7 protein-coding genes are annotated in these 10,957 nt (G+C 75.6%); 5 read left to right on the top strand and 2 right to left on the bottom strand.

Annotated elements, in window-relative coordinates; translation table 11 throughout:
• The 4 genes from JHD21_RS16485 to JHD21_RS16470 all read left to right on the top strand — a co-directional run.
• The coding region (locus JHD21_RS16485) for a response regulator (RefSeq protein WP_292677403.1) at positions 1-1,790 on the top strand (1,790 nt) is incomplete at its 5' end.
• Positions 1,723-3,066 (top strand): pyruvoyl-dependent arginine decarboxylase, encoded by a 1,344-nt coding sequence (locus tag JHD21_RS16480; protein WP_292677401.1) that lies wholly within the window; start codon positions 1,723-1,725, stop codon positions 3,064-3,066. The genes JHD21_RS16485 and JHD21_RS16480, both read left to right, overlap by 68 nt.
• 68 nt (positions 3,067-3,134) lie before the next feature.
• Entirely contained in the window at positions 3,135-3,527 is a 393-nt protein-coding gene (locus tag JHD21_RS16475; protein WP_292677398.1) for a response regulator, read from the top strand.
• Positions 3,528-3,732: 205 nt separating this feature from the next.
• The gene (locus tag JHD21_RS16470; RefSeq protein ID WP_292677396.1) at positions 3,733-7,455 is read left to right on the top strand and encodes a hypothetical protein; all 3,723 of its coding nucleotides are present in this window, start codon (positions 3,733-3,735) and stop codon (positions 7,453-7,455) included.
• 56 nt (positions 7,456-7,511) lie between these two features.
• On the opposite strand, the gene JHD21_RS16465 is transcribed toward JHD21_RS16470, so the two are convergent.
• Both JHD21_RS16465 and JHD21_RS16460 read right to left on the bottom strand, forming a co-directional pair.
• Positions 7,512-8,324: an SGNH/GDSL hydrolase family protein gene (locus JHD21_RS16465; RefSeq protein WP_292677394.1), complete on the bottom strand. Its 813-nt coding sequence runs from the start codon at positions 8,322-8,324 to the stop codon at positions 7,512-7,514.
• Positions 8,325-8,357: 33 nt separating this feature from the next.
• Complete coding sequence (locus tag JHD21_RS16460) at positions 8,358-9,380, bottom strand: alpha/beta hydrolase (RefSeq protein ID WP_292677392.1); 1,023 nt, start codon at positions 9,378-9,380, stop codon at positions 8,358-8,360.
• A 70-nt stretch (positions 9,381-9,450) separates the two neighbouring features.
• On the opposite strand from JHD21_RS16460, the gene ppk1 reads away from it, so the two are divergent.
• Positions 9,451-10,957 (top strand): polyphosphate kinase 1 (ppk1, locus tag JHD21_RS16455; protein WP_292677390.1); only part of this gene is annotated, 1,507 nt, incomplete at its 3' end.

The following is a 10,957-nucleotide window of genomic DNA, read 5'->3' as shown; positions in this document are numbered from 1 at the left end:
GCCCCGACGGCACCCCCCTCCCGTGGACCGCCTGCTACATCCAGGAGGCGATCCAGCACGGCGGCCTCGTGCTGTCCGAGGAGGACGAGTACGTCCGGGCGGACGGGTCGGTCTTCCCGGTCGAGATCACGGCCTCGCCGCTCCTGGACGAGTCCGAGGTCCTCGGCGCCGTCGTGGTGTTCCGCGACGTCACGCACCGGCGCGAGGTCGACCGGCTCAAGAACGAGTTCCTGTCGGTGGTCAGCCACGAGCTGCGGACGCCGCTCACCTCGATCCGGGGCTCCCTCGGCCTGCTGGCCGGCGGACAGCTCGGCGTGCTGCCCGAGCGCGCGGCGTCCCTGGTCGGGGTGGCCGTCCAGAACAGCGAGCGGCTGACCCGGCTGATCAACGACCTGCTCGACATCGAGCGGATGGACAGCGGCGTGGCGCCCATGGACGTCGTCACGCTCGACGTCCGGGAGCTCCTGGAGGCGGCGGTCGACCAGATCGAGGGGATGGCCACCTCGGTCGGCGTACGCGTCGAGATGGGCGCGGCGCACGGCCGGGTCCTCGCCGACGAGGACCGGGTCATCCAGACGCTGATGAACCTGCTCGGCAACGCGATCAAGTTCTCCGAGGCCGGCCACGTCGTCCAGGTCGACGCCACCGTGGACGGCTCGGAGGTCCACTTCCGGGTGACCGACGAGGGCCGCGGCATCCCGGAGGACAAGCTCGAGAGCATCTTCGACCGCTTCGAGCAGGTCGACTCCTCCGACACCCGGCAGCGCGGCGGCACCGGCCTGGGCCTCACGATCAGCAAGGGGATCGTCGAGCGGCTGGGCGGCCGGATCTGGGCGGAGAGCGTGCTCGGCCTCGGCACGACCGTCCACTTCACCCTGCCGGCGGCCCGCGACTCGTACCGGCCCCCGGTCGTGGCCGACCCACGGCCCGCACTGCCGTCCGGTCCCGACCCCACCGTCCTGGTCTGCGACGACGACGCGATCGTCGTCGAGGACCTCTCCCGGCTGCTCCTCGCCCACGGCTTCCGCCCGGTCGGGGTGACCGACAGCGCGTCCGTGCTCGAGGTGGTGCGGGCCGAGCGGCCGGCGGTCATCCTGCTCGACCTGCTGATGCCAGGGGCGACCGGCGCGCAGGTCCTCCACGCCCTGCGTGAGTCGCCCGACACCCACGACATCCCGGTCGTGGTGGTGTCCGGCCTGGGTCCCGAGGCCGACGAGGACGTCGCCCGCAACACCGAGGGCTGGCTGCTCAAGCCGGTCAGCGAGGAACGGCTGGTGCGGACCGTCGCCAACGCCGTGTCCAGGACCGAGCCCGGCGCCTCGGTGCTCGTCGTCGAGGACGACGCCGACCTGGCCGACGTCCTGGAGACGATGCTGCGCGCCGACGGCCTCGACGTCGTCCAGGCGGCCACCGCCAGCGAGGCCGTGACCCGGGGCCAGGAGGCGCTTCCCGACGTCATCGTGCTCGACATGCGCCTGCCTGACGGATCTGGGGCCGACGTCGTGAAAGAATTCCAGCGGCGCGGGACCCTGGCTCACACTTCGCTGGTCGTCTACAGCGCCGCCGATGTAGATGCAGTAGAACGACATGAGCTGGAGCTGGGCCCCACCGTGTTCCTCAACAAGGGACGCGTCACTCCTGAGCAGTTGAGGAACCGGGTGCTCGGTCTCGTCAGTGCCCTGGCTTCCGAGGGGCACATGTCGCCCCGAGAGGAAGAGCCAGATGCCCCCCCAGACCCCGGTGGCAGAGACAGCCCTGCCTCGACCCGCAAGCCAGGCGTCGCCGTCTGAGCCTGCCGGGCTCGAGATCTCCATCAGGACCGGCTCCGGCTCCGGCCGGACGCCCCTCTCCGCGTTCGACAGCGCGCTCCAGTCGGCCGGCGTCGCCGACTTCAACCTGGTGACCCTGTCGTCGGTGATCCCCCCGGGCAGCCGGCTCCGGCACGTCAGCAACACCCTCCCCGGCGGGCACGGCGACCTGCTGTTCTGCGTGCGCGCCGAGGCCTACGCCGAGCAGATCGGCGACACCGCCTGGGCCGGGCTCGGGTGGTGCGTCGACGAGACCGGCGGTGGCCTCTTCGTCGAGCACCACGGCGCCAGCGAGGCCTCGGTGGCCCAGCAGATCGAGCTCAGCCTCGGCGACATGAACGCCAAGCGCGGCGGCCGCTACGGCCCCGTGCAGATGGCCCTGGCGTCGGCCGAGTCCTCGGGCGAGCCGGCCTGTGCCGTCGTGGTGGCGGCGTACCGGGTCGCGAGCTGGTTCGACGACCCCGCCGGCGCCGCCCCTGCGGCCACACCGACCGAGACGGCCAGGCAGGCCGGAGACCCGCAGGGCCGCAACGGCGTCGACCGCGGTGCTGCCAACGGGACTGCCAACGGAGTCGCCAAGGCGGGCGGCGCGAACGGGGTGGCCAAGGAGGGCTCGTCGAACAGCATCCCCGCGCACTGGGCCGCCGGGACCGACGTGGGTGGCCTGCGGCAGCCCGAGAAGGTCCCGACCGTCCCCCAGGTCCGGGTGACGGTCGAGAAGGAGATCGACTACGTCACCGCGCGGCGCTACTACCAGCTCTACCTGCAGACGTTCGGACCGTTGGAGACCAAGGCCGTGGCCCGGCAGCTGCTCCACGAGTCGGAGTTCATCGAGGAGATGCTCGACCCCCGGGTCCTCAAGTACGTCGCGTGGAGCGACGACGACGAGGTCATCGGGATGACGACGCTGAGCTCGGACCTGTCCACGGTGCCGTGGATCAGCCCGGCCTACTTCGAGCACCACTACCCCGAGCAGTACGCGCGTGGGGCGGTCTACTACCTGGGCTTCACCCTCGTCCACCCCGACCACCGCGGCAAGCACCTGTTCCACGCGGTGCTCGCCCCCATGTGGGAGCTGGTCCAGGAGCAGCGTCCGGTGGTGGCCTGGGACATGGCGCTGGTCAACGACCAGCTGGGGCTCGGCGGCAGCGCCGGCAAGCTGATCGAGACGTTCGCCGACGTGACGTTCGAGCAGATCGACCAGCAGAACTACTACGTCGGTGTCTTCCACGGACCTGCCGATAACCCAGCGCAGTGAGGCGTCCCACCCCTAGGATTTCTCCAGGTGTGCGGTAGGCCGCTCGCCACGTGGGAAGGGGGGCTCCGGTGAGTGTGCCCACCGTGCTCGTCGTCGACGACAACGACGACATCCGCGAGCTCGCCCAGCTCTGCCTGGAGACCGTCGACGGCTGGACGGTGCTCACCGCCGGCTCCGGTCCCGACGCCATCGAGGTGGCCCGGGAGCACAAGCCCGACGCCGTCCTGCTCGACATGATGATGCCCGGGATGGACGGGCTCACGACGTTCGAGCACCTGCAGTCCGACGACTCGACCCGCGACATCCCGGTCCTGCTCTTCACCGCCAAGCTCCAGGCACGGGACCGCCAGGTCTGGGAGGGCACCGCGATCCGGGGCACCATCGCCAAGCCGTTCGACCCGATGACCCTCGGCGACCAGGTGTCCCGCACGCTGAAGTGGCCCACCCGCGAGAGGGCCTGACCTCCCGGCGTTCGAGCCAGGGGATCCGCACGGCCATCCCGCGGCGCCGGGCGGTGCCGCACCCGGCTGCAAGGGACCCTCATCGGGACCACGGACATAGCACACGCCAGTCCCTGACCCGACACTAGACTCGGCCGCAATGAACCCGGCCGGCCCGCCCCCACCGCCGTCCGGGCCTCGCGACGAGCCAGACGTCGACGAGCCTGTGGAGACTGCCGAGACCACGGAGTCCGCCACCGTCGACCTGGACGAGCTCCAGGCCCGGCTGGCCGAGCACACCCGCGCGGCGCACCGCGCGGCCCAGCTCCGGCGCGCCGCCGAGGAGGCCGCCGCCGAGCAGTCGGCCGGCCGGCTGGCGGCCGAGGAGTCGGCCCAGCGGGCCGCGGAGGCGAGGGAGGCGGCGGAGGCGCTGGCCGAGCAGCACGCGCACGCGGCCGCGGCTGCTCACGAGGCCCGGCTGGCCGCCGAGCAGCTGGTGGCCGAGCTGACCGAGGCCCGGCGCGAGGCCGAGGAGGCAGCGCTGGCGCGGACCCGGGAGCGCGAGGAGGCCGAGGCCGCGTCGGCGGCCCAGGCCGCCGAGACGACCGCCGCGATCCGCGACCGGCGTACCGCCGAGCAGGCGGCGACCGCACAGGCGCACGCCCGGCAGGCCGCCGAGCAGGTGGCCCGCCACCACGCCGACCAGGCGGCCGAGGCCGCCGCCGCCCGCGAGGCCGCCGAGGAGCTGGCCCGCGCCCAGCTCGAGGCCGCGCAGGAGGCGCTGCGGGCCCGGGAGGAGGCGGACCGCCTGGCGGCCCAGCACGCCGCCGCCGCCGCCGAGGCCCACCGCGGCCGGCAGGCCGCCGAGTCGAGGGCCGCCGACCTCGCCCTGCAGCTGGAGGAGGCGCGGCAGGAGCTCGACGAGCGGGTGCACGCCGCCGTCGAGGCACGTGAGAACGCCGAACGCTCGGCCGCCGAGCAGGCAGCGCTGCGCGAGGCCGCCGACACCGCCGCGCTCGACCACGCCCAGGCCCGGACCGTGGCCGACGCCGCCGCGGCCCGGCACGCGGAGCTGGCCCGCGAGGCGCACGCCGCCCGGGTCGCCGCCGAGGAGAGCGCCCAGGACCTCATCGCCTCCGCCGAGGAGACCACCCGGGCGGTGGTCACCGAGGCCGAGCAGCGGGCCCGGGCCACCATCGCACGGGCCGAGCAGCGGGCCCGGGACACGGTCGTCCTGGCCGAGCAGGCCGCCCGCGAGGCGCACGACGTCGCCGACCAGGCCCACGCCGCCCGGCTCGAGGCGGAGCGGGCCGCGGCCGAGCAGGCCGAGGCGGCCCGGGCCGCGGCGGAGGCCCAGGCGCGCGCCCACGAGTCGGCGGACACCGAGGCCGCGGCGGCCCGGCAGGCCCATGAGGAGCGCGGCGCGGCCGAGGCCGCGGCCGCCGAACAGGCCGAGCTCGCCCGGGCCGCGCACGAACGCCTGGTCGCCGCCCAGGCCGATGCGGAGGCCGCGCAGGTGGCCCGTGCCGCCGCCGATGCCGACGCCCAGGCCCACGCCGACGCGGCCCGGGCGGCCCACGAGGCCCGCACGCAGGCCGAGGCCGCCGCCCAGGAGTCGGCGGCCGCCGCGGACCAGGCCCGGCAGGCCCGGACCGAGGCCGAGGCCGCCGCAGCCGAGCAGGCGACCCTGGCCCGGGACGCCGTGCTGTCCGAGCAGACCGCCCACGAGGCCGCCGAGGCGGCCGCCGAGACCGCGCGGCTCGCCCACGAGGCCCGCGCCGAGGCCGAGCGGGCCGCCGCCGAGCAGGCCTGGCTGGCCCGGACCGCGCACGAGGGCCGGGCGACCGCCGAGGACATCGCCGAGTCGGCGGCGGTCAAGCGCACCGCCGCGGAGGACCTCGCCCGCCAGCAGGTCGAGGCCGCCACGGCCGCGCACGAGCAGCGGCTGGCCGCCGAGCGCGCGGCCGGCGAGGCCCAGGCCGCCGCGGAGTCCGCGCGTCTCGCCCGGGCCGACGCCGAGGAGGCGGCGCGGGCGCAGGCGGTGCTCGCCGAGCACGCCGGGGCCGCCGAGCAGGCCGCCCACGAGTCCGCCGCCGCGGCGCACGCCGCCGCCGAGCAGGCCCACCAGGCCCGGCAGGCCGCGGACGAGACGGCCGCCGAGCACGCCCGCCTGAGCCAGGCCGCGCACGCCGGCCGGGCCGAGGCCGAGCAGCGCGCCGCCGAGGCGCTCGAGGCCCGCAGCGCCGCCGAGGCCGAGCTCCAGCACCACGCCGAGGCCGCCGCGGCGGCCGTCCAGGCCCGCGCCGCCGCCGAGCAGGCCGGGCGCGCCGCCGCCGAGCAGGCCGCCCAGGCCCACCGCGAGCGCGAGACGGCCGAGCAGGCGGCGCAGGAGTCGGCGCGCGGCGCCGCCCAGGCCGCGGAGGCCGAGACCGCCGCACACCGGGCCGCCGCCGAGGCAGCCGAGACCGCGCGCGCCGCGCACGAGGCCCGGGCCACCGCCGACCGGGCCGCCGAGGCTCAGGCCGCCGCAGCGGCCGAGGCACACACCGCCCGCGAGGCCGCCGAGCACGAGGCCGCCGCCGCGCACCAGGCCCGCACCGGGGCCGAGCACGAGGCCGCCGAGCAGGCCGAGGCCGCACGTCAGGCGTTCGAGGCCCGCGCGGCCGCGGAGCGGTCCGCGCGCGAGGCCACGGCCGCGGCCGCAGCGGCGTATGCCGGGCGGACGGAGGCCGAGGAGGCGGCCCGCGCCGCCGAGCAGCGGACCGCCGAGGCGGCGGCGGCCGAGCAGGCCGCGCACGAGCGGGCCGCCCAGGCGGCGGACCAGGCCGCCCGGGCCGAGGCGGAGCGCCGGGCCGCCGAGGAGCGGGCCAGCGAGCAGGCCGGCGCCGCCGCGGCGGCGTACGACGCCCGGACCGCGGCCGAGGAGGCGGCCACCGCTGCCCGGCAGGCCAGTGCCGAGGCGGAGGCTTCGACCGCCCGGCTCGCCCAGGAGGCCGCCGCCGCGCTCGAGGCCCGCACCGCAGCGGAACGCGCCGCCCAGGCCCAGGCAGCCGCGGCCGACGACGCCGCACGGCTGCGCGCCGAGGCCGAGCAGCGCACCGCCGACCAGCTCGCCACCACCGCCCGGGCCGCCGAGGCCGAGCAGGCCGCGCACGCGCTCGCCGCCGAGCAGGCCGAGTTGGCCCAGCGCGCGCACGAGGCCCGGATCGCCGCCGAGGAGTCCAGCGCCGCCCAGGCCGAGGCCGCGCGCCAGGCCTACTCCGACCGCGCCGCCGCCGAGGAGGCGGCCACCGCCGCCCGGCAGGCCAGCGCCGAGGCCGAGGCTACGACCGCCCGGCTCGCCCAGGAGGCCGCCGCCGCGCTCGAGGCCCGCACCGCAGCGGAACGCGCCGCCCAGGCCCAGGCAGCCGCGGCCGACGACGCCGCACGGCTGCGCGCCGAGGCCGAGCAGCGCACCGCCGACCAGCTCGCCACCACCGCCCGCGCGGCCGAGGCCGAGCAGGCCGCGCACGCGCTCGCCGCCGAACAGGCCGAGCTGGCCCAGCGCGCGCACGAGGCCCGGATCGCCGCCGAGGAGTCGACCGCCGCCCAGGCCGAGGCCGCGCGCCAGGCCCAGGCCGACCGGGCCGCCGCCGAGGAGGCCGCCACCGCCGCCCAGCAGGCCCGCGCGGAGGCCGAGGAGGAGGCCAGGTCCCAGGCGCAGGCCGCCGTTCGCGCCGGTCGCCAGCGGGCCACCGCCGAGTGGCGCACCGCCGAGGCGCTCGGCAACCTCCAGGTCACCGCCGAGGAGTACGAGCAGCGGCTCAGCGCCGCGGTCGAGGGGCGGATCAACGCCGAGCGCGCGCTGGCCGAGGCGCTCGCCGCCCGGGCCACCGCCGAGCAGGACGCCGCGCGGCTCGCCGAGCAGCTCGCCGAGGCCCGGGCCCGCCTGGTCGAGCTCGAGCGTTAGCCGGCCGACCGGCCGACGCCGTACGCCCGCTAGGGCCGGGCGAGGGTGGAGGCGGTCTAGGCGCCCAGGCCGCGCAGCGCCTTCGCCAGCTTGCGGCCCAGGATCCGGTGGCCCTCGGGGTAGGGGTGGACGTAGTCCGGGCCGATCAGGTCGTAGTGGCCGTCGAGCCAGTTCTTCATGTTGACGAACGGGACGCCCCGCTTGGAGGCGACCTTGCGCAGCGTCTTGATGATCGGCAACAGCTCGGTGTGGTCGGCGTCCTGGTCGAGCGGGCCGACCAGCACGACCTTGGCGTCGGGGAAGGTGCGCTGCGCCTTGCGGACCACCCGGCGGGCGTTGGCCCGGATGTCGCCGGCCGGCAGGTAGACGTCGTTGTTGCCGCCCTCGATCACGACCCAGCGTCGCGCGCCGACGTCGAACGCCCCGGCGCCGATCTGGTCGAGGTAGTTGCCGAGGCCGTAGTCCCAGTTGGTCTGCACGAAGCCCGTGCCGCCGCCGCCGTTGATCTCGGAGTCCCAGCCCAGCCGGTTGCTGGCCAGCCTGGCCATCGAGTTGTCCTCGCTGGTGTAGCCCCCGCCGATGAAGTAGGAGTCACCGAAGAACAGCGCCCGCACCGGCCCGCGCTCGGCCTCGACGCCGGCCTCGACGTCGGGAGCGGCGGTCTGCGGCGGCGGGTCCGCCGGCTCCTCCGTCGCGCCGGGCTCGGCGGAGGGAGCCCCCGCCACCGGCGTCGCGGTGGGTCCGCGGTCGCCCGTCGAGGGGTCGTGCACCACCAGGACGGCCACCGGGACCGCGACCGCCAGGACGACCAGCACGACCGCCCACACCCACAGCCGCGGGGCGCGTCGAGGCTGGTCCGGGCTGGTCATGGTGGGTCCAGCGTAGTCAGGCAGGGCCATCGGTCAGGCCATCGCCGAGCGCAGGGCCGCGGCCACGCGGCGGTTCGCGTCCCGCGAGCTGCGGCCGACACCCACGACGTTGAAGAAGCCGTGGATCTGGTCGGGGAACCGGGTCAGCTCCACCTTGGCTCCCGCCTCGGTGAGCCGCTGGGCGTAGGCCTCGCCCTCGTCGCGCAGCGGGTCGAAGCCCGCCGTGAACACCAGCGCCGGCGCGAGCCCCGGAGGGAGGTCCGCCTTGGCGGGTGAGTAGCGCGGGTCGTCGAGATCGGCGTCGGTGGCGGCGTAGCTCCGGTTGGCCAGCTCCATGTAGGCGCTGGTCAGGTAGAACCCGTCGGCGAACAGGTCCGCGCTCCGGGTCGCCCGCCGGGCGTCCGTGGCCGGGTAGACCAGGAGCTGCACCCGGCACGGCCAGCCGTGCCTGGCGGCCGCGATCGCGACACCGGTCGCCAGGGTCCCGCCCGCCGAGTCGCCGCCGACACCGAGCCGGTCCGGGTCGGCGCCGAGCTCGGGCGCGTGGTCGACCACCCAGGCGTACGCCGCCAGCGCGTCGTCGTACGCCGCCGGGAACCGGTGCTCCGGACCGAGCCGGTAGTCGACCGCGAGCACCCGCACCCCGGCGTTCTCCGCGAGGAACCGGCAGGCCGGGTCGTGGGTCTCGAGGTCGCCGTGCATGAACCCGCCGCCGTGCAGGAACACCAGCAGCGGACCGGACGCGGGAGCACCGGTCGGGACGTAGAGGCGGGCGGGCCGGCCGCCCGCGACCAGGTCACGCACGCTGCCGACCGGCTGGTCGCCGCCGACCAGGCGGGTGTCGTGCGCGATCACGCGTCGCCCCTGCGCCATCGGCTTCGTCTCGGCCCCCGCCTGCCGGGTCAGCCGCTTCAACCGGAGCTGGAGCTGCACGTCCGCGGCCAGGGTCTGCCCGTCGACCACGACGGAACGGCCACCGAGGACCCGCTGGACCCGCTCCGGCAGGCGCATCGCCTGCTCGAGGGCCAGCTTCTCAGCGGTGTCGACCACGCTCACGGGGGACGAACCTACCGAAGCGCGCGGCTCACGACACCCGGCGTTCACCCAGCGGTGTCACACTTCGTCCATGTCGCTGGACACACAGGTCGGTGGGGGGTCGGGCACCCCGGAGGAGGTCTTCGACGTCGACCCTCCCTACGTGCCGACCGAGCCCGACCGCGACGACGCCCTGAGCTCCGCGCTCCAGCTCGTGCAGAAGCACGACGACCGGTTCCTCGACCGCGAGCTGTCGTGGCTGCGGCTCAACCAGCGGGTCCTCGAGCTCGCCGAGGACCGGCAGCTGCCGCTGCTCGAGCGGGTCCGGTTCGCGGCCATCTTCACCAGCAACCTCGACGAGTTCTTCATGGTCCGGGTGGCCGGCCTCAAGCGCCGGATCGCCGCGGGCCTGGCCGTGCGGGCGGCGTCCGGCGCCCTCCCCCGCGACGTGCTCGAGGCGATCTGGACCCACTCCCGCGAGCTCAGCGAGCGGCACGCGAGGGTCTTCCGCGACGACCTGGTGCCCGAGCTCTCCTCCGAGGGCATCGAGCTGGTCCGGTGGGCCGACCTGGACCGCGACGAGCAGAAGTACTGCAAGAAGCTCTTCAAGGAGCGGGTCTTCCCGGTCCTGACGCCGCTGGCCGTCGACCCGGCGCACCCGTTCCCCTACATCTCCGGGCTGTCGCTCAACCTCGCGGTCGTCATCCGCAACCCCAAGTCGTCCAAGCAGCACTTCGCCCGGGTCAAGGTGCCGCAGATCTTCGCCCGGTTCGTCCCGCTCGGCAACGAGCGCTTCGTCCCCCTCGAGGACGTGATCGGCGAGCACCTCAAGCGCCTCTTCCCCGGCATGGACATCCTCGAGGTGCACACCTTCCGGGTGACCCGCAACGAGGACCTCGAGGTCGAGGAGGACGACGCCGAGAACCTCCTGGCCGCGCTGGAGAAGGAGCTGCTGCGCCGCAAGTTCGGCCCGCCGGTGCGGCTCGAGGTCGAGGAGTCGATGACCGACTCGGTCCTCGACCTGCTCATCTCCGAGCTCGGCGTCAGCGAGCAGGAGGTGTTCCGCCTCCCCGGGCCGCTCGACCTCCGCGGCCTGCACGGGATCGCCGACCAGAACCGCGAGGACCTCAAGTTCCCGGCGTTCGTGCCCACCACGCACACGCTGCTGGCCGAGGTCGAGTCGTCGGCGCCCGTCGACGTGTTCAAGGCGACCCGGCGCAACGACGTGCTCCTGCACCACCCCTACGACTCGTTCGCCACCTCGGTGCAGCGGTTCATCGAGCAGGCCGCGGCCGACCCGCACGTGCTCGCGATCAAGCAGACGCTCTACCGCACCTCGGGCGACACCTCGGGTGACTCACCGATCATCGACGCCCTCATCGACGCCGCCGAGGCCGGCAAGCAGGTGCTCGTGCTCGTCGAGATCAAGGCCCGGTTCGACGAGGAGGCCAACATCCGGTGGGCCCGCAAGCTCGAGCAGGCGGGCTGCCACGTCGTCTACGGCCTGGTCGGCCTCAAGACGCACTGCAAGCTGGCCATGGTCGTGCGCGACGAGCCCGACGGCATCCGCCGCTACACCCACATCGGCACCGGCAACT

The sequence above is a fragment of the Nocardioides sp. genome, assembly GCF_016462705.1.
Taxonomy (GTDB): domain Bacteria; phylum Actinomycetota; class Actinomycetes; order Propionibacteriales; family Nocardioidaceae; genus Nocardioides.
Note: the sequence above shows the minus strand (reverse complement) of the source record. Positions and strands in the feature narration are given on the sequence as shown.

What these genes read in the sequence shown, in the direction of transcription:
- JHD21_RS16480 (WP_292677401.1), top strand. Translation starts at nt 1,723, where the DNA reads ATGCCCCCCCAGACCCCGGTGGCAGAGACAGCCCTGCCTCGACCCGCA.
- JHD21_RS16465 (WP_292677394.1), bottom strand. Translation starts at nt 8,324, where the DNA reads ATGACCAGCCCGGACCAGCCTCGACGCGCCCCGCGGCTGTGGGTGTGG.